Origin of the sequence: Delftia lacustris, assembly GCF_040267515.1 — a bacterium.
GTDB classification, from domain to species: Bacteria; Pseudomonadota; Gammaproteobacteria; order Burkholderiales; family Burkholderiaceae_C; genus Comamonas; species Comamonas tsuruhatensis.
This window is the reverse complement of record NZ_CP141274.1, coordinates 1,408,493-1,426,026: the sequence shown is the minus strand read 5'-3', so window position 1 is coordinate 1,426,026 and position 17,534 is coordinate 1,408,493. Positions and strand designations below refer to the sequence as shown.

The window sequence follows — 17,534 nt, the reverse complement described above, 5'->3', positions numbered from 1 at the left end:
CGGGTCTCTGGCGCCTCGGCCCACTTCCGGCCACCTCGTTCCCCCGCCGCAGCGCTGCCCCGCGCAGCCCTTCGCACCATCGCCTCACACCATGCAAGACTTTCTGCGCCAACAACTGGAGCGCTACGCCCAGCGCCTTGAAGAACTCGACTTCCTGCTCTCGCGCGAAGACATCATGGGCGACATGAAGCAGTACCGTGCCATCTCGCGCGAGCATGCCGATGTGACGGCCATTGCCGGCCGCTATGCACGCCACCGTCAGCGCGAGGCCGATCTGGCCTCTGCCAGGGACATGCTGGATGATCCCGACATGGAGGAAATGGCGCGCGAGGAAATCTCCGGCGCAGAGATCGAGCTGGTGCAGCTGGAAGATGAACTGCAGCGCCTGCTCCTGCCCAAGGACCCCGACGACGCGCGCAACGCCTACCTGGAAATCCGCGCGGGCACGGGTGGCGATGAATCTGCCCTGTTCGCAGGCGATCTGGCACGCATGTACACGCGCCACTGCGACGCCGTGGGCTGGAAGGTCGAGATCATGAGCGCCAACGAAAGCGAGCTGGGCGGCTACAAGGAAGTGGTGCTGCGCGTGGAAGGCACCGACGTCTATGGCCGCCTGCGCTTCGAATCCGGTGGCCACCGCGTGCAGCGCGTGCCTGCCACCGAGACCCAGGGCCGCATCCACACCAGTGCCTGCACCGTGGCCGTCATGCCCGAGCCCGACGAAACCCAGGCCATCACGCTCAACCCGGCCGACCTGCGCATCGACACCTTCCGTGCCAGCGGCGCCGGAGGCCAGCACATCAACAAGACCGACTCGGCCGTGCGCGTGGTCCACCTGCCCACGGGCATCGTCGCCGAGTGCCAGGACGGCCGCAGCCAGCACAGCAACAAGGCCAAGGCCCTGCAGGTGCTGCAGGCGCGCCTGCAGGAAAAGGAGCGCAGCGAGCGCGAGGCCAAGGAGGCCGCGCTGCGCAAGGGCCTGATCGGCAGCGGCGACCGCAGCGACCGCATCCGCACCTACAACTTCCCCCAGGGCCGGCTCACCGACCACCGCATCAACCTCACCATCTACAAGCTGCTGGCCGTGATGGAAGGCGACCTGGGCGACGTGCTCGACGCGCTGCAGGCCGCACGCGAGGCCGAACTGCTGGCCGAGCTGCAGGTCAACAGCTGAGGCGCGGGCCATGGCCAACCTACCCACTATCAAAGAGGCTCTGCAGCACTCCCAGGCCCAGGGGCTTGCGCGCATCGACGCGCAAATGCTGCTGCTGCATGTGCTCGGACGCCAGGCCGGCGGCCGCGCCTGGCTGCTCACCCACGACGGGGACGCGCTGACCGCGCCCCAGGCCGGCGTCTATGCCGCGCTGTGCACACGCCGACTGAGCGGGGAGCCCGTCGCCTACCTGGTGGGCCACAAGGAGTTCTACGGGCTGGATCTGGCCGTGGACGCACGCGTGCTCGACCCTCGCCCCGATACCGAAACCCTGGTGGACTGGGCGTTGGAGCTGATACCCGCCCAGGCCCCGAGCGGCCCCGCATGCCGTGTGGCGGATCTGGGCACCGGCAGCGGAGCGATTGCCCTGGCCCTGCAGAGTCAGCGTCCCGGCGCCACCGTGTGGGCCGTGGATGCCAGTGCCGACGCGCTGGCCGTGGCCAGCGCCAATGCCACGCGCCTGCAGCTGGGCGTGCGGTTTGCGCATGGCAGCTGGCTGGAGCCGCTGGCAGGCCAGGCGCCGTTCAACCTCATCGTCAGCAATCCGCCCTATATCCGCGACGACGATCCGCACTTGCTGGCGTTGGAGCATGAGCCGCTGTCGGCTCTGGCCAGCGGCGCCGATGGCCTGTCCGACATCCGCGCCATCGTCGCGCAGGCGCCTGCGCTGCTGGCCAGCGGCGGCTGGCTGCTGCTCGAGCATGGCTGGGACCAGGCCGATGCCGTGGCCACCCTGCTGCGCAGCGCCGGCTTTGAGAGCGTGCAACACCGCCACGACCTGGGCGGCATCGCCCGCTGCACGGGCGGGCAATGGACAGCGCAAGCCTGAGCTCGGGTCCGGGCGCAGCATTCCCGCATGCTTTCAAAGTCCGCGCCGAGAGTGAAATAATCCCATCCATGCCGCCGCGCCTGCGGCGCCCACCACGACCCCGGAGCACCACACAGATGAGCGACACCCAGCAACGCATCGACCAACTGGTCAAAAGCAACAACATCCTGCTGTTCATGAAGGGCAGCGCCAGCTTTCCCATGTGCGGTTTCTCGGGCCGCGCCATCCAGATTCTCAAGGCCTGCGGCGTGGAGACCAAGGACATCTCCACCGTCAACGTGCTGGAGGACCAGGAAATCCGCCAGGGCATCAAGGACTACAGCAACTGGCCCACGATCCCCCAGCTCTACGTGCAGGGCGAGTTCATCGGCGGCTCGGACATCATGATGGAGATGTACGAATCCGGCGAGTTGCAGCAGCTGCTGGCACCCAAGGCCTGAGTTCGCAGGCTTGCGACTCGCGCGCGGCAACCCGCCTGCGCCCGCTGCTGCGCAGAATCAAGCCACCTTCGGGTGGCTTTTTTTCGCCCGTGCCGGACTGCCAGCGCCCTGCCCGGGCTTGCCACAAGGCCAGGGGCATGTGATGTGTGGTCGAATGGACACATCTTTCACATCCGGAAAACCGCGCCTGCGCCCGCTTCTCCGCCTTGCCTATGAGTCTGTCCCAAAGTCTGCTGTTGATCGTCGCACTGATACTGACCAGTGCCTTCTTCTCCGTGGCCGAGATCTCGCTGGCCGCCTCGCGGCGCCTGCGGCTTCGGCAGATGGCGGAGGACGGGGAGCCACGCGCCGAACAGGTCATGAAGATGCAGGCCCAGCCGGGCGAGTACTTCACGGTCACGCAGATTGGGCTGAATGCCGTCGCCATCCTGGGCGGCGTGGTGGGCGAAGGGGCATTGACGCCCTATCTGGCCGAATTGCTCATGCTCTGGCTGCCCGAGAGCCGGGCACAGACCGTGGGCTTTCTGCTCTCGTTCGCCACCGTCACCTCGCTGTTCATCCTCTTTGCCGACCTGCTGCCCAAGCGCCTGAGCATGGCCGAGCCCGAAGCCCTGGCCATCCGCGTGCTGCGCCCCATGCTCTGGTGCATGGCCGTGCTCAAGCCCCTGGTCTGGTGCTTCAACCACCTGGCGGACGCCGTTGCCAAGCTCTTAGGCCTGCCCACGGTGCGCGACGACCGCATCACGCACGAAGACATCCTGGCCATGACCGAAGCTGGCGCGCGCGCCGGCGTGCTGGCCGCGAAGGAGCAGCAGGTGATCGCCAACCTGTTCGAGCTGGACTCGCGCACCATCGGCTCGGCCATGACGCAGCGCGACCGCATCGCCTACTTCCACCGTGACGACCCCGACGAACTGATCCGGGTCCGCATTGCCGAAGAACCTTTTTCCACCTACCCCGTCTGCGATGGCGACATCGACCACATCGTCGGCTATGTCGATGCCAAGGACCTGTTCCAGCGCGCGCTGAACAACCAGCCCCTGTCGCTCATGGACGACTCCCTGGTGCACAAGGTGCTGGTCGTGCCGGACCGCCTGACGCTGGCCGAGGTGCTGGAGCAGTTTCGCCAGGTGCATGAGGACTTTGCCGTCATCGTCAACGAATACAGCCTGGTGGTCGGCGTGGTCACGCTCAATGACGTGATGAGCACGGTGATGGGCGGCCTGGTCAGCCCGGGCGACGAGGAGCAGATCCTGCGCCGCGACGAGAACTCTTGGCTGATCGACGGCGTCACGCCGGTCGAGGATGTGATGCAGGCCCTGGAACTCGACGAGCTGCCCCACGCCGAGGACTACGAGACCCTGGGCGGCTTCCTCATGGTGATGCTGCGCCGCATTCCCAGGCGCACAGACACCGTGCAATGGGGCGGCTACCGTTTCGAGGTCATGGACGTGGACAGCTACCGCATCGACCAGGTGCTGGTCACGCGCATGTCCGCCAGCAGCCCGGCCGCGCCGCCCAACGCCGGCGACACGGCAGCGGCCGTGGCCAAGGTGTCCAGCATGTCGTCGGAGACGTCGTCCTGACGGGCAACGCAGAACAGCAGCCGCGCAGCCGCTCGGCGGCGCTGCGCGGCCCTCAAGCCGAGCGCGAGGGCTCTATCTCCCAGCGCCGCTGCGCAGCGAACACCGCATTCGGGTACTGGGGCTGTCCCCGGCTGCCGTTGTAGCGGCCCAGCGCCATGTAGGCATCGCCTTTTTCGCGGTCCAGATAGTGGCGCAGGATCACGCAGCCAAAGCGCAGATTGGTCTGCATGTGAAACAGCTTGCCGATGTCTCCATCGCCGATCAGCCGCATCCAGAACGGCATGATCTGCATGTAGCCGCGTGCACCCACGCTGGAGATGGCGAACTTGCGGAACGCGCTCTCCACCTGCACCAGCCCCATCACCAGAGAGACTTCCAGGCCGGCACGCTTGGACTCGTACCAGACGGTTTGCAGGAACTCCAGCCGCGTCGCCAGCTCCGGCTTGCGCGAACGCAGGCGCTCGCTGCTGGCCGTGAGCCAGCGCAGGTAGTCCAGCCGGGCCTCGGTGGAGGCAAAGCGCAGCTCGGGCGGCGCCGATCCCGTGACGGCGGAACTCAGCGCAGTGCGCACCGAATCGGCCAGCGGCTCCTCCAGCTGGCCACCGGCCCAGGCGGGCGCGGCCAGCCCGCCGAGCAGCGGTGCCGAGCCCAGCGAAGCCGCCAGGCGCAGGCAATCGCGTCGCGTCACCACGGGCGCCTGGCTCACAGGCCCAGCCTTTGCTTGAGATGGCCCAGCACATCGGCGGCGGCCAGCTTGGTCGCTTCCGTGTCGCGGCGATGCTGGTACTCGACCTGTCCTTCCTTGAGGCCCCTGTCGGACAGCACCACGCGGTGCGGCACGCCAATCAGCTCCCAGTCGGCAAACATGGCGCCCGGACGTTCGCCACGATCGTCCAGGATCACGTCCACACCCAGTGCCAGCAGCTCGGCATGCAGCTTCTCGGCAGCTTCCTTCACGGGTTCGCTGCGGTCCATGCCAATGGGGCAGACCACCACGGTGAAGGGCGCAATCGCGTCGGGCCAGATGATGCCGCGCTCGTCATGGTTCTGTTCGATGGCTGCAGCGGGCAGGCGCGTCACGCCAATGCCGTAGCAGCCCATTTCAAACAGCGAGGGCTTGCCGTTCTCGGCCAGGAAGGTGGCGTTCATGGCCTGGGAGTACTTGGTACCCAGGTAGAACACATGGCCGACTTCAATTCCGCGCTCAATGGCCAGCTCGCCTGCGCCATCAGGAGACTTGTCGCCAGCCACCACGTTGCGCAGGTCGGCCACCACATCAGGCTCGGGCAGGTCGCGGCCGAAGTTCACGCCGGTGATGTGGAAGTCGGCCTCGTTCGCGCCGCAGACCCAGTCGGCCATCACGGCGACCTCGCGGTCCACGACCAGCTTCACGGGCTGCTTCAGGCCGATCGGGCCCAGGTAGCCGGGCTGGCAACCGAAGTGCTCCTCGATCTCGGCCACAGTGGCAAAGCGGAAGCCCACGTCCAGGCCCGGCACCTTGGCCACCTTGATCTCGTTCATTTCATGATCACCGCGCAGCAGCAGCAGCCAGATCTGGCTGCCTGCCACCTCGCCCTTGTCGTCGAGCTTGTCGGTGGCCAGCACCAGGGACTTCACCGTCTGCGACAGCGGCAGGCCCAGCTGGGCTGCGACAGATTCGCAGGTGCTGTTGCCGGGCGTCGCCACCTTGGTCATCGCCTGGGCCGCAACGGGACGGGGGCCCGCAGGCGCCAGGGCCTCGGCCTTTTCGATATTGGCGGCATAGTCGCTGCTTGGGCAGTAGACGATGGCGTCCTCGCCCGTGGAAGCGATGACCTGGAATTCCTCGCTCAGATCGCCGCCGATGGCACCGCTGTCTGCACGCACGGCACGGTACTGCAGGCCGAAGCGGTCGAAGATGCGCTTGTAGGCCGCGCGCATGGTCTGGTAGCTGACCTGGGCCGCATCACGGTCCTTGTCGAAGGAATAGGCGTCCTTCATGATGAACTCGCGGCCACGCATCAGGCCAAAGCGCGGGCGGCGCTCATCGCGGAACTTGGTCTGGATCTGGTAGAAATTCTTGGGCAGCTGCTTGTAGCTCTTGAGCTCCTGGCGCGCAATGTCCGTCACCACCTCTTCGCTGGTGGGCTGGATCACGAAGTCGCGGCCATGGCGGTCCTTGATGCGCAGCAGCTCGGGGCCCATCTTCTCGAAGCGGCCGGTCTCCTCCCACATCTCGGCAGGCTGGACCACGGGCATGGTCACTTCCACGGCACCGGCACGGTTCATTTCCTCGCGCACGATGGCCTCGACCTTGCGGATCACGCGCAGCCCCATGGGCATGTAGTTGTAGATGCCTGCACCCAGCTTCTTGATCAGGCCGGCCCGCGTCATGAGCTTGTGGCTGACCACTTCGGCGTCGGCCGGAGCTTCCTTGAGGGTGGAGATGAAAAATTGGGAGGCTTTCATGGATCAGGGGCTTCGCGGGAATCGGGGCAGCGTGCTTGCCGCTGGCAAGGCACCGTGCATAATGGACACAATTCAGAAAATTGGGGTTCGATTATGCTTGACCGGGACGGATTTCGCCCGAACGTCGGCATCATCCTGCTCAACCAAAAGAACCAGGTGTTCTGGGGCAAACGCATCCGCACCCACAGCTGGCAGTTTCCACAGGGCGGCATTGACCGGGGGGAGACACCCGAACAGGCCATGTTCCGGGAACTGCATGAGGAAGTGGGGTTGATGCCCAACCACGTTCGCGTGGTCGCCCGCACCCGGGACTGGTTGCGCTACGAGGTGCCAGACCGGTACATCCGCCGCGATGCGCGCGGACACTACAAAGGCCAGAAGCAGATCTGGTATTTGCTGCAGCTCATGGGTCACGACTGGGATTTGAACCTGCGTGCCACCGACCACCCCGAATTCGACGCCTGGCGCTGGAATGACTACTGGGTGCCATTGGACGTGGTGGTGGAGTTCAAGCGCGGCGTCTATGAGATGGCCCTGACCGAGCTGGCCCGGTTCCTGCCGCGCGGCGAACAGCAACGCAACCGTTATCTGCGCAGCGGCATGCGCCCCAGGGAAGCCCATGAACAGGGTCCTGAGACATACACTGCGCCGGGTTTGCATCCAGCACGCTCAGGCAGCTTTCGCGTCAATCCCGGCATGGAGTTGCCGCCTGGCGCCTGTTTCGATCCTGATCCACAGTCGGGGCAGCAAGCCCTGCAACCCGATCCAGGCAAGGCCTGAAACCGGGCCAGAGCCATACGCAAAAGCGCACCCGAGGGTGCGCTTTTTCTTGGCCTTGAGGGTCTGGCGCCTCAGTGCCCCGCAATCACCATGTTGTCGCGGTGCACCATCTCCGGGCCTGCGGAATAGCCCAGCAGGCGCTCGATCTCCACCGAGCTTTTGCGACACAGCAGCCGCGCCTCGGCACTTGCATAGTTGGCCAGCCCACGCGCCACCTCGATACCCAGGGCATCGCGCACCGCGATCACATCGCCACGGGCGAACTCGCCATCCACATTCACCATGCCGATGGGCAGCAGGCTCTTGCCTTCGTCGCGCAGCTTGGCCACGGCGCCGGCATCCACGGACACGGAGCCGCGCAGTTGCAGATGGTCTGCAATCCACTGTTTGCGCGCCTGGTTCTTGTGCGTCTGCGCCAGGAGCAGCGTGCCGATGGACTCGCCTGCCGCCAGACGCACCAGCACGTCCTGCTCACGCCCCCAGGCGATGACGGTTGAAGCACCCGAGCCCGCCGCGCGCTTGGCCGCGAGGATCTTGGTGATCATCCCGCCCTTGCCAATGGACGAGCCCGCGCCTCCGGCCATCTCCTCCAGCGCCGGGTCGCCGGCATTGGCCACATCGATGAAACGCGCATCGGGATTGCTGCGCGGGTCGGCGCTGTAAAGGCCTCGCTGATCGGTCAGGATGACCAGGGCATCGGCCTCGATCAGATTGGCAACCAAAGCGCCCAAGGTATCGTTGTCACCGAACTTGATCTCGTCGTTGACCACGGTGTCGTTCTCGTTGATCACCGGCACGATGCCCAGCTCCAGCAGCGTCAGCAAGGTGTTGCGCGCGTTGAGATAGCGCTCGCGGTCCGCGAGGTCGGCATGCGTGAGCAGCACCTGCGCACTGCCCATGCCCTGTTCGCGCAACTTGGACTCGTACATCTGTATCAGGCCCATCTGCCCCACGGCCGCAGCGGCCTGCAGTTCATGAATCTCCTTGGGCCGTGCAATCCAGCCCAGACGCTTCATGCCTTCGGCCACCGCGCCGCTGGAGACCATGATCACCTCGCGCCGCCGGCCTCCATGGCTTTCATCCCCGCGCACCAGGGCCGCCAGCTGGCGGCTCCATTCCTGGATCGCGGCCTCATCAAGACCGCGACCTTCATTGGTCACCAGGCTGGAGCCGACCTTGACCACGATGCGATGGGCATCACGCAACAAGTTGGAAGACATGGATGGATAGTGATTCTTGCAGCGCAGGCCGAGGCAGACCCCGCCGCTGTTGTGATCAAGGCAATGGGTGGGACAGGCCGCTCTTACTCGGAATCGCGGGGAGCAAAACGCGGGTCGGTGAGATCCACGCCATCACCCTCGACTTCGACGAAGCGTGGGTCGATTTCCTTGGGACCGGCCTCGATCTGCTGCTGTTCATGCACATGCTTGTAGATGGTGCGGATCAGCACTTCGCAGCCTTCGCGCGTCAGGGCGGAAATCTCGAACACCGGACCCTTCCACTTGAAGCGCTTGACGAAGTCCTTGACGCGTGCGGCGCGCTCCTCGGCCGGCACCATGTCCAGCTTGTTGAGCACCAGCCAGCGCGGCTTGTTGTACAGCTCGGCATCGTACTTCTGCAACTCGCCCACGATGGCCTTGGCCTGGGCCACAGGATCCACGCTGTCATCGAACGGCGCCAGGTCCACCACATGCAGCAGCAATCGGGTGCGCTGCAGGTGACGCAGGAACTGGTGGCCCAGGCCGGCACCTTCCGACGCGCCTTCGATCAGCCCGGGGATATCGGCCACCACAAAGCTTTGCTCGGCGGCAACACGAACCACGCCCAGATTGGGATGCAGCGTGGTGAACGGATAGTCGGCAATCTTGGGACGCGCATTGGAGACTGCGGCGATGAAGGTGGATTTGCCCGCATTGGGCATGCCCAGCAGACCCACGTCGGCCAGAACCTTGAGCTCCAGCTTGAGGTTCTTGCGCTCACCGGGCCAGCCAGGCGTCTTTTGCCGTGGCGCGCGGTTGATGGCGCTCTTGAAGCGCAGGTTGCCGTAGCCGCCATCCCCACCCTTGGCAATGGTCACCACCTCGCCGGGCGTCAACAGTTCGTAGAGCACCTCCCCGGTTTCGGCATCGCTGATGATGGTGCCAACCGGCATGCGCAGCGTGATGTCGTTGCCTGCGGCACCGAACATGTCCGAGCCCTTGCCGTGCTCGCCGCGCGTGGCATCGTGGCGACGCGAGAAGCGGTAGTCCACCAGGGTGTTGAGATTGACGTCGGCCACCGCGTAGACATGGCCTCCACGGCCGCCATCTCCTCCATCGGGACCACCGAATTCCTTGTATTTTTCGTGCCGGAATGACACGCAGCCATTGCCGCCATCACCGGCAGCAATGTCGATATAAGCTTCGTCGACGAACTTCATGAGGCATCCAGTTTACAAAAAGCAGTGTGCACCAGACAGCCCCAGGCCACACCTCAGAGACGGAAAAGGGGACGAGCGCACGATGCACCGCCCTCCTGAAACGACAAAGCCCCGACAGGTCGGGGCTTCGAGCGTCGAAGTGACAGAGCTTAGGCAGCCGTCACGTTGACCGTGTGCTTGGACAGTGCACCCTTGACAGCAAACGACACGTGGCCGTCCACCAGAGCGTACAGGGTGTGGTCCTTGCCCACGCCGACGTTGTCGCCGGGGTGGAACTTGGTGCCACGTTGGCGCACGATGATCGAGCCGGCGGTGATCAACTCACCACCAAAAGCCTTCACGCCGAGCATTTTGGGCTTGGAATCGCGCCCGTTTCGCGTAGAGCCGCCGCCTTTTTTCTGTGCCATGACTCAGCTCCTGGATTAAGCAGCGATCGCCACGATCTGCAGCTCGGTGAACTGCTGGCGATGGCCTTGGCGCTTCTGATAATGCTTACGACGGCGCATCTTGAAGATGTGCACTTTGTCGTGCTTGCCGTGAGCAACCACGGTTGCCTTGACAGACGCACCGGACACCAGAGGTGTGCCGACCTTGATTTCAGCGCCGTTACCGACTGCCAGAACCTGATCGATCACAACTTCTTGGCCTACGTCCGCAGCAATCTGTTCTACCTTGATCTTTTCGCCAGCTGCAACGCGATACTGCTTGCCGCCGGTTTTTATGACTGCGTACATTTAAACCTCTTGAATTTGAGAGTTCCGCGAACGAATTTCCACGGAAGCCGGAGATTCTAGCACGCACTCACACTCCTTGCATGAAGCGCTCCCCTCCTTCGCCCAAACAACCGCCAGAGCGGGTCGCAGGCAGGGTCGCTCTTCCTATAATTGACGATCCACTTGGCGCCCGCAGTACCTTGACCACAGCTCTCCCCACCCCCAATCCGCTTGCCCTGATCACTGACGACATGCGCGAGGTGGATCATGTGATTGCCCAGCGCCTGACGACCACCGTCCCGCTGATTGCCCAGATCTCCCTGTACATCATCGCTGCAGGCGGCAAGCGCCTGCGGCCCGCCCTGCTGCTCATGGTCTGCAATGCATTGGGATACGAAGGCAAGGACAGGCATGTCCTGGCTGCCGTGGTCGAACTGATTCATACAGCCACCCTGCTGCACGACGACGTCGTGGATGAATCCACGCTGCGTCGCGGCCGCCCGACGGCCAACGAGACCTTCGGCAATCCGGCCAGCGTGCTGGTCGGCGACTTCCTGCACTCGCGCTCCTTCCAGATGATGGTGGAAGTCGGCAGCATGCGCGTGCTCAAGATTCTCTCGGATGCCACCAACGTGATCGCCGAGGGCGAGGTCCAGCAGCTGATCAACACGCACGATGCCTCGCTGGACGAAGCAGGCTATCTGCACGTCATCCGCTCCAAGACCGCCCAACTCTTCGAGGCCAGCGCCCAGCTGGGCGCCGTGCTGGCCGACGCGCCCCGCGAAATCGAGCAGGCCTGCGCCAGCTATGGCCAGGCGCTGGGCACGGCCTTCCAGATCATTGACGACGTACTCGACTATGCAGGCGATGCCCAGGAAATGGGCAAGAACCTGGGCGATGACCTGCGCGAAGGCAAATGCACCCTCCCCCTGATTGCCGCCATGCAACGCGGCACACCTGAGCAGGCCGCCATCGTGCGCGCCGCCATCGAACAGGGCTCCACCGAGCAACTGACCGCCGTAGTGGATATCGTGCGCAGCACAGGTGCGCTGGACGTGGCACGCGAGGCCGCACATGCCGAGGCACGCCGCGCCATCGACGCAATAAATGTGCTCCCAAGCAATTTGCATACGGCAAGTTTGCTACAATTGGCGTCTCAGCTTTTGGAGCGACGCACCTGATTCAGGCTGCTTGCTTTTTCTACAAAAGCAACGGGGTGTAGCTTAGCCTGGTAGAGCGCTACGTTCGGGACGTAGAGGCCGGAGGTTCGAATCCTCTCACCCCGACCAGGACACACACCAAAAAGCCCAAGTGAATCAAGCACTTGGGCTTTTTGCTTTGAATCGTCATGAATGTCGTTTCAAAGCAAATTTCCGGGCTCAGTGTCCCAAATTTGTCCCAAGACTTGAATGGGCATGAATGCAGGCGTGCGTGTTGCCAGGCTTAGCGCTTTGACACGCCACGCCTTTGGCTCTATGGTGTCAATGCACTCATGAACAACGATTCAAGTCAGCAGTCGTGATCACCATTCAGGACCTCAAGCGAGTACGTCACATCGCCCTGTGCGTTGCGGTGTTCGCCTGTGGCGTGGGGTTTCTGGCGTGCGTTGCTGAACTGATCGGTATGCAGTTCGAGGCGGCAGACTGGCTGCACCAGTTCTCCACCGTTCTGGCTTGGACAAGCCTGCTGGCCGTCACCACAACCATTGGGGTGATGTTTCTGGTTTGGATGCCCGTCCACGACCAGATACTGGCCTCTCTTCGCGTGACGCGGGGGCGGCGCTTGAAGTGCTCAGGTTACGCCGAGGCGTTCATCTCTGCGCCTCAAGGCCGTTCGTCTCCGCCTCCCCGGCATCGCCATCGCTGAATTTGCGTCGCGGCACGTGTTCGTGCCGCTGTAGCGACTTGGTCGCTTAACGCCACAGTGATGGTGAACGACATGCCCAAACCATTTGCCGCGCAGGACAGCGGCACTCCTCGAATCATTTTCATTGAACAGCTGGCGGCCTTGATTGGCAAGCGGGTCACGACGATTCGCACTTGCGCGACCAATGCCAAGTACCAGCACCTGATTCCCGCACCCTTTAAGCTTCCGCACAGCAGGCGTCTTTGCTGGCACGAGGCCGACGTTCTTCGTTGGATTGAATCCACCCGGCCGGCCGAGCCGCCTCCACGTAAACGCCCTCGCGGACGCCCAACCAAGGTCGAGCAACTGGCGCGTGAACGGTGGGCTCAAACCTCCGCAGCTCGCACGTCCGAGAACGGAGGCGACCAATGAGCGCCGAAAAGCTGATCAACGCCAGTGTCGCCATCAGCATGGACGCTCCGTCGGGCGATGAGCGGATGTTCTGCCACTCGATCATGAGTCAGATCGGCCTGCCACGTACCCAGATCCAGGGGCGCGAGTTTCATCACAGTTTCGGCGCAGCTTGGCTGAGCATTCAGGCTGGATTGTTGGATGAGGGGGCGGGGCCTGTTCCGCAGCCCGTGCCTTACGGCGCCACTGCCCGACTGGCGCTCATCTGCACGACAACGCTTGCGCGGCGATATCGAAGTCGCGAGGTGGATGTCGGCCGCTACGCAGCGACCTTCTTGTCCATGCTGGGTTACGACCTCCAAGGTCACCGCTATCGGATGCTGCGGCGGCAAATGCATGCCTTGGCGGCTTGTCGTCTACAGATTGGTTTTCAGGGGCGAACGGTCAACAGCCTTCCCATTCACCAGTTTGATGCTTGGCAACCGCGCCGCGTTAGCAGCGCCTCTCGATGGCCTGGTGTGCTCGTTTTGAGCGCGGAGTTTTACGACGATCTCATCGAGCACAGCGTGCCGCTGGATGGCCGGGCGTTGGCAAGACTCAAGGGGTCCGCACTTGCGCTGGACATCTACACCTGGTTGGCCTACCGCCTACATCAAATTCAAGGTCAGCCAGTCGAAGTCTCGTGGGCGGCGCTGATGCGGCAGTTTGCCCATGAACCACGCGGCGCGCATGCCGCTGAAACCTTCCGCAAAGGATTCCTGCATGCGCTGCACAAGGTGCTGATGGCCTACCCACAAGCGAAGGTCACCCGATATCCGGGCGGATTGGCGCTGCACGCCTCGCCACCGCCCGTGGCGCCAAGAAGCTTCGAGGTGAGTGCGCCCCGCTGTCCGCGACGCGAAGGGAGGGCTGCATGAGCGCCCTCATCCAAGACTTGAAAGCCAAGATGCTTCAAAGCACCGAGCTTCTGCGGCAGATTGCGTCCGACTGCTCGCGCAGAGCCGGCCGCTCACCCGACACTGAACACGATTACCTCAGACTTGGGCAATCGCTGCTCACAAGAGCCAAGGCAGCGCAAGGAGGGCTGGTCGGTGTGGTGTCAGACACCCGGCGCCCCACCACGTTCCAGAAGCGCATCTCCGCCTTGCGGTTCACACTCCAACAACGGCAGTTGGAGCTGTTGGGCAGCATCATTGAGCCCGTTTCGGATGAGCAGGCGCAAAGGCTTATCGCAGCATTCGAAGAACAAATCGGGCACGTTCAAGCGCTGATCGAGCTTCGGCGTAGAGGCGTGAGAGGGCCGCGAGCGCTTCGCAACAGCAAGCGACGCGCCCTCAGTGGACTTCCCGCTGACTGGCGCGTTCAACTCTGCAAGCGCGGGCGTGCGGGCCGGTATCGCGCTGCACTGTTGGTCGCGGCTTTGACCGGGTGCCGCCCCAGCGAGCTGGAGAAAGGCATCAAGGTCTGGCTGACGCGGGACGCAACAACCGGGCAGACGCACATCTACCTGGAGATCGCTGGCGCGAAGGTCAAACGCGAGCAAGGGCAGCCCCGCCGCCGTCTGACCTTCGCCATGGACGATCCGCATCCGTTGGTGTCGATGCTCAAGGAACTGCTACCCGACAAGGCCGACGCCCCGGTTGTCATTCACATCGAGAGCGCCATGAACTTTTCGGCCGAGGTGCAACGCTTGGCAGCCTGTCTGTGGCCCTCGCACCGGCACACCGTGACCGCGTACTGTTTCAGGCATCAGTGGGCTGCGGATGCCAAACGGAATGGCGACGCAGAGGCAGTCAGCCGGGGGCTCGGCCACCTGTCTTCCAAGACACAGCGGGTTTACGGCACAGCATCGCAGGGCAGGCCGCCGCACGCCTTGAAACCATCAACCATTGAGGCGGATCGATCCATCAAGGGTTCGGCCGCAGATGTTGTTCCGCCCGATCCCGACGAACCGGAGTCCGCAAGCTGATCGGTGAAAACGGAATGGGGTAATCATTGGTTTATTGGGGTAATTGGCGTGGCTCATACCCCAATTTCCAGTAGCATTACCCTATTCTTCCTCGTCCGGATGCTGTTGCATGCAATCACTCTCGCCAGACTACCTCGCCAAGCTGCGCTTCGACGCGCAGCAGCTGGCGACCCTGCGCGCCCTGGGTGAGTACAGGGGCAAGCAGCAGCTCTTCGTGGCGCAGTCGCCGGAGGTCTTGAGCGACCTGCGACAAGTGGCAGTGGTCGAGTCCACCGAGTCGTCGAACCGCCTGGAAGGCGTGGTCGTCGCCGCGCACCGGCTCAAGTCACTGGTGCTCAAGAATGCCACGCCGCAAAGCCGTTCCGAGCAAGAGGTGGCAGGCTACCGCGATGCCCTCGGTCTGATCCATGAGAGCGGCGATCAGATGCCGTTTTCCGAAGGCACGGTCCTGCAGCTGCACGGCATGCTGTACCGCTACATGCCGCAACCAGGCGGGCACTGGAAGGCCACCAACAACGACATCGTCGAGCGCCACCCCGATGGCAGCTCACGCATCCGCTTTCGTCCGGTTGCCGCGCACCTCACGCCCATCGCGATGGCGGACCTGATCGCGCGCTACCGCTTGGCCTTGGATCAGCACTTGGCCGACCCTTTGGTGCTGGTGCCGCTGGCCGTCCTCGACTTCCTGTGCATCCACCCCTTCCCGGATGGCAACGGCCGCATGGCACGTCTGCTCACCCTGCAGCTGCTCTATCACTTCGACTATGCGGTGGGCCGCTTCATAAGCCTGGAGCGCATCTTCGAAGAATCGAAGGAGAGCTACTACGAAACGCTGGAGGCCAGCTCCCAGGGCTGGCACGAGGCCGCACACGACATCGCCCCGTGGCTCGACTACTTCTGGGGCGCCCTGCTGCGTGCCTACAAGGAATTTGAAGAGCGCGTGGGCACCATTGAGCGAGGCCGTGGTGCCAAGGGCGACCGCGTTCGCGCTGAAATTCTCAAACGCCAAAGCCCGTTCTCCATCTCGGAGATCGAGGAGGCCTGCCCCGGCATCAGCCGCGACATGGTGCGCGTGATCTTGCGCGCCATGAAGGCCGAGGGGGTGATCGCCCCCACGGGCAAGGGCCGCGCGGCGAAATGGAAGCAAACCGGGTTGCAGAGCACACCCGCACCTAACGATACCAGCAACGCAATCGGGCCAGCGAGCCCCTCAGCGAAGACATGAAAAACACTGGAAAGCAAAACCTGCTGGACAGCCTGGGGTAGACCCACATCGACACGCCGTGAACACGGGCAAAACGCCCCGTAGCCTAACAACAAGAAAGACTGACGAATGCCGTTTCTAGACTGGGTGAACAAGAGCCAAGCCAAAGAGGCCACGCGGGAGGTTCCCTACCACCTGTTGAAGCAGGAGGCGACCTACGGGGAGCCCTCCGAAAACCTGCTGATTCAGGGCGACAACCTGTTGGCCTTGAAGGCCTTGCTGCCGTTCTACGCGGGCCGGGTGAAGTGCATCTACATCGACCCGCCCTACAACACGAAATCGGCTTTCGAGCACTACGACGACCGGCTCGAACACAGCCAGTGGCTGTCCATGATGTACCCGAGGCTGGTTCTGCTGAGGGACTTGCTTGCCGACAACGGCAGCATCTGGGTGTCGATAGACGACCGAGAAGGCCACTACCTGAAAGTCTTGATGGATGAGGTCTTTGGTCGATCAAACTTCGCCACATCGTTCATCTGGCAGAAGGTGGACAGCCCGAACGACAACAAGGTGCCGATCACGCCTGACCATGAATTCGTACTTTGCTACGAACGAGTCAAAGACGCGGCTGGCTTCAAGAAGAAGGCTGATCCGTCCGTTGCTGAGGCGTACGGGCAGATCGACTCGGAGGGGCGGAGGTGCCGTGATCGGCTGCTCAAAAAGAACGGCAAAGCGAGCCTTCGTGAAGATCGCCCGACGATGTACTTCCGCTTGACCGCTCCGGACGGCAGCGACGTTTATCCCGTCCATGATGATGGCCGCGAGGCTCGATGGTCCCATTCACCGGAAGGTGTTGATAAGGCCGAAGCGGAAGGGCGTCTCATTTGGAAGCAACGCCAGAAAGGCGGCGATCTTGTCTGGGTGCCATACATACGCGAGTACGCCCCAGATGCACCATCTCGGCCGCACCCGACTATCTTGTTGGACGTAAAGACCTCCCGACAGGCGAAAGCTCATCAAAGCGACCTACTTCCCGGTGTGCCTGCATTCGATACGGTCAAGCCAGAGCAGTTGATTGCACGGGTCCTAGACATTTCGACCGAGCCGGGCGACCTTGTGCTGGATTCATTTCTTGGTTCAGGGACTACCGCTGCCGTTGCTCACAAGATGGGGCGGCGGTACGTAGGCATCGAGGCTGGCGACCATGCTCGTTCCCATTGCTTGCCAAGACTAACTAAGGTTCTGGACGGAGAGTCGGGCGGCGTTAGCGAAGTTGTTGGTTGGGATGGTGGGGGAGGTTTCCGCTTCTGCACCCTCGGCGAAGCCGCCTTCGACTCCGATGGTCGAATCAATCCTGCCGTTCGCTTCGCAACGCTGGCTGCCTTTGCATGGCACTTCGAGACAGGCGAGCCAGGCAGTCAGGTGTTCGACAAGCCACTGCTGGGCATCCACAACGGCACGGCCTATTACCTGCTCTACAACGGCATCTTGGGCGACCGCAGGCCCGCAGGCGGCAATGTGCTGACCCATGCGGTGTTGCAGGCCATCACGGAAATCTTCCCGCATGACGGCCCGAAAGTGGTCTACGGAGAGACGTGTAGGCTGGGCAGTTCCAAGCTCGCAGCCGAGCAGATCACTTTCAAGCAAATCCCCTATGACGTGAAGATGCGTTGACCG

18 protein-coding genes and 1 tRNA gene are annotated in these 17,534 nt (G+C 63.2%); 13 read left to right on the top strand and 6 right to left on the bottom strand.

Features of this window, described 5'->3' with window-relative positions:
• Positions 1-91 precede the first annotated feature (91 nt).
• From prfA to U6958_RS07920, 4 genes are all read left to right on the top strand, one after another.
• The gene (prfA, locus tag U6958_RS07935) at positions 92-1,174 is read left to right on the top strand and encodes a peptide chain release factor 1 (protein WP_074921116.1); all 1,083 of its coding nucleotides are present in this window, start codon (positions 92-94) and stop codon (positions 1,172-1,174) included.
• A 10-nt stretch (positions 1,175-1,184) separates the two neighbouring features.
• Complete coding sequence (gene prmC / locus U6958_RS07930; protein WP_016445656.1) at positions 1,185-2,042, top strand: peptide chain release factor N(5)-glutamine methyltransferase; 858 nt, start codon at positions 1,185-1,187, stop codon at positions 2,040-2,042.
• A gap of 116 nt (positions 2,043-2,158) precedes the next feature.
• Positions 2,159-2,482: a Grx4 family monothiol glutaredoxin gene (gene grxD, locus U6958_RS07925; protein WP_012207276.1), complete on the top strand. Its 324-nt coding sequence runs from the start codon at positions 2,159-2,161 to the stop codon at positions 2,480-2,482.
• A gap of 212 nt (positions 2,483-2,694) precedes the next feature.
• Positions 2,695-4,068, top strand: a complete 1,374-nt coding sequence (locus U6958_RS07920) for a hemolysin family protein (RefSeq protein ID WP_016445655.1) — start codon at positions 2,695-2,697, stop codon at positions 4,066-4,068.
• Positions 4,069-4,120: 52 nt separating this feature from the next.
• Here the strand turns inward: U6958_RS07920 and U6958_RS07915 are convergent, their stop codons facing one another.
• Positions 4,121-4,774 (bottom strand): lytic transglycosylase domain-containing protein, encoded by a 654-nt coding sequence (locus U6958_RS07915; protein WP_016445654.1) that lies wholly within the window; start codon positions 4,772-4,774, stop codon positions 4,121-4,123.
• On the bottom strand, positions 4,771-6,516 hold the full coding sequence (locus U6958_RS07910; RefSeq protein WP_074921117.1) for a proline--tRNA ligase: 1,746 nt from the start codon (positions 6,514-6,516) through the stop codon (positions 4,771-4,773). The genes U6958_RS07915 and U6958_RS07910 overlap by 4 nt, the downstream gene beginning before the upstream one ends.
• Before the next feature lie 93 nt (positions 6,517-6,609).
• Between U6958_RS07910 and U6958_RS07905 the strand changes: the two genes are divergently transcribed.
• Positions 6,610-7,296: an RNA pyrophosphohydrolase gene (locus U6958_RS07905; protein ID WP_016445652.1), complete on the top strand. Its 687-nt coding sequence runs from the start codon at positions 6,610-6,612 to the stop codon at positions 7,294-7,296.
• Between the two features lie 71 nt (positions 7,297-7,367).
• Here the strand turns inward: U6958_RS07905 and proB are convergent, their stop codons facing one another.
• The 4 genes from proB to rplU form a co-directional block, all read right to left on the bottom strand.
• The gene (gene proB, locus U6958_RS07900; protein ID WP_016445651.1) at positions 7,368-8,516 is read right to left on the bottom strand and encodes a glutamate 5-kinase; all 1,149 of its coding nucleotides are present in this window, start codon (positions 8,514-8,516) and stop codon (positions 7,368-7,370) included.
• An 83-nt stretch (positions 8,517-8,599) separates the two neighbouring features.
• Positions 8,600-9,715 (bottom strand): Obg family GTPase CgtA, encoded by a 1,116-nt coding sequence (gene cgtA / locus U6958_RS07895; protein WP_016451026.1) that lies wholly within the window; start codon positions 9,713-9,715, stop codon positions 8,600-8,602.
• A 149-nt stretch (positions 9,716-9,864) separates the two neighbouring features.
• Positions 9,865-10,122, bottom strand: a complete 258-nt coding sequence (gene rpmA / locus U6958_RS07890) for a 50S ribosomal protein L27 (RefSeq protein WP_012207283.1) — start codon at positions 10,120-10,122, stop codon at positions 9,865-9,867.
• Between the two features lie 15 nt (positions 10,123-10,137).
• Complete coding sequence (rplU, locus tag U6958_RS07885) at positions 10,138-10,449, bottom strand: 50S ribosomal protein L21 (protein ID WP_012207284.1); 312 nt, start codon at positions 10,447-10,449, stop codon at positions 10,138-10,140.
• A gap of 230 nt (positions 10,450-10,679) precedes the next feature.
• Here rplU and U6958_RS07880 point away from each other — a divergent pair, with 230 nt between their 5' ends.
• From U6958_RS07880 to U6958_RS07845, 8 genes are all read left to right on the top strand, one after another.
• Positions 10,680-11,609: a polyprenyl synthetase family protein gene (locus U6958_RS07880; protein ID WP_074921118.1), complete on the top strand. Its 930-nt coding sequence runs from the start codon at positions 10,680-10,682 to the stop codon at positions 11,607-11,609.
• A gap of 31 nt (positions 11,610-11,640) precedes the next feature.
• Positions 11,641-11,717, top strand: a tRNA-Pro gene (locus tag U6958_RS07875).
• A gap of 229 nt (positions 11,718-11,946) precedes the next feature.
• Complete coding sequence (locus U6958_RS07870) at positions 11,947-12,294, top strand: hypothetical protein (RefSeq protein WP_034399624.1); 348 nt, start codon at positions 11,947-11,949, stop codon at positions 12,292-12,294.
• Positions 12,295-12,366: 72 nt separating this feature from the next.
• Positions 12,367-12,705, top strand: coding sequence for an AlpA family transcriptional regulator (locus U6958_RS07865; protein ID WP_074921133.1), 339 nt, complete (start codon positions 12,367-12,369; stop codon positions 12,703-12,705).
• Positions 12,702-13,601, top strand: coding sequence for a replication protein RepA (locus tag U6958_RS07860; protein WP_016445648.1), 900 nt, complete (start codon positions 12,702-12,704; stop codon positions 13,599-13,601). Before U6958_RS07865 ends, U6958_RS07860 begins: the two co-directional genes overlap by 4 nt.
• Positions 13,598-14,653 carry a hypothetical protein gene (locus U6958_RS07855; protein ID WP_016445647.1) on the top strand — a complete coding sequence of 352 codons (1,056 nt, stop codon included), beginning with the start codon at positions 13,598-13,600 and terminating at the stop codon, positions 14,651-14,653. Before U6958_RS07860 ends, U6958_RS07855 begins: the two co-directional genes overlap by 4 nt.
• A 109-nt stretch (positions 14,654-14,762) precedes the next feature.
• The gene (locus U6958_RS07850) at positions 14,763-15,878 is read left to right on the top strand and encodes a Fic family protein (RefSeq protein ID WP_016445646.1); all 1,116 of its coding nucleotides are present in this window, start codon (positions 14,763-14,765) and stop codon (positions 15,876-15,878) included.
• 108 nt (positions 15,879-15,986) lie between these two features.
• Entirely contained in the window at positions 15,987-17,531 is a 1,545-nt protein-coding gene (locus U6958_RS07845; RefSeq protein ID WP_016445645.1) for a site-specific DNA-methyltransferase, read from the top strand.
• Positions 17,532-17,534: the final 3 nt, after the last annotated feature.

Bases quoted from the DNA above. Each gene is read 5' to 3' on its own strand.
- cgtA (WP_016451026.1), bottom strand. From the start codon at position 9,715: ATGAAGTTCGTCGACGAAGCTTATATCGACATTGCTGCCGGTGATGGC.
- U6958_RS07860 (WP_016445648.1), top strand. From the start codon at position 12,702: ATGAGCGCCGAAAAGCTGATCAACGCCAGTGTCGCCATCAGCATGGAC.
- prfA (WP_074921116.1), top strand. From the start codon at position 92: ATGCAAGACTTTCTGCGCCAACAACTGGAGCGCTACGCCCAGCGCCTT.
- grxD (WP_012207276.1), top strand. From the start codon at position 2,159: ATGAGCGACACCCAGCAACGCATCGACCAACTGGTCAAAAGCAACAAC.
- U6958_RS07920 (WP_016445655.1), top strand. From the start codon at position 2,695: ATGAGTCTGTCCCAAAGTCTGCTGTTGATCGTCGCACTGATACTGACC.
- U6958_RS07845 (WP_016445645.1), top strand. From the start codon at position 15,987: ATGCCGTTTCTAGACTGGGTGAACAAGAGCCAAGCCAAAGAGGCCACG.
- proB (WP_016445651.1), bottom strand. From the start codon at position 8,516: ATGTCTTCCAACTTGTTGCGTGATGCCCATCGCATCGTGGTCAAGGTC.
- U6958_RS07855 (WP_016445647.1), top strand. From the start codon at position 13,598: ATGAGCGCCCTCATCCAAGACTTGAAAGCCAAGATGCTTCAAAGCACC.
- prmC (WP_016445656.1), top strand. From the start codon at position 1,185: ATGGCCAACCTACCCACTATCAAAGAGGCTCTGCAGCACTCCCAGGCC.
- U6958_RS07850 (WP_016445646.1), top strand. From the start codon at position 14,763: ATGCAATCACTCTCGCCAGACTACCTCGCCAAGCTGCGCTTCGACGCG.
- U6958_RS07880 (WP_074921118.1), top strand. From the start codon at position 10,680: ATGCGCGAGGTGGATCATGTGATTGCCCAGCGCCTGACGACCACCGTC.
- U6958_RS07905 (WP_016445652.1), top strand. From the start codon at position 6,610: ATGCTTGACCGGGACGGATTTCGCCCGAACGTCGGCATCATCCTGCTC.
- U6958_RS07910 (WP_074921117.1), bottom strand. From the start codon at position 6,516: ATGAAAGCCTCCCAATTTTTCATCTCCACCCTCAAGGAAGCTCCGGCC.
- U6958_RS07865 (WP_074921133.1), top strand. From the start codon at position 12,367: ATGCCCAAACCATTTGCCGCGCAGGACAGCGGCACTCCTCGAATCATT.
- rplU (WP_012207284.1), bottom strand. From the start codon at position 10,449: ATGTACGCAGTCATAAAAACCGGCGGCAAGCAGTATCGCGTTGCAGCT.
- rpmA (WP_012207283.1), bottom strand. From the start codon at position 10,122: ATGGCACAGAAAAAAGGCGGCGGCTCTACGCGAAACGGGCGCGATTCC.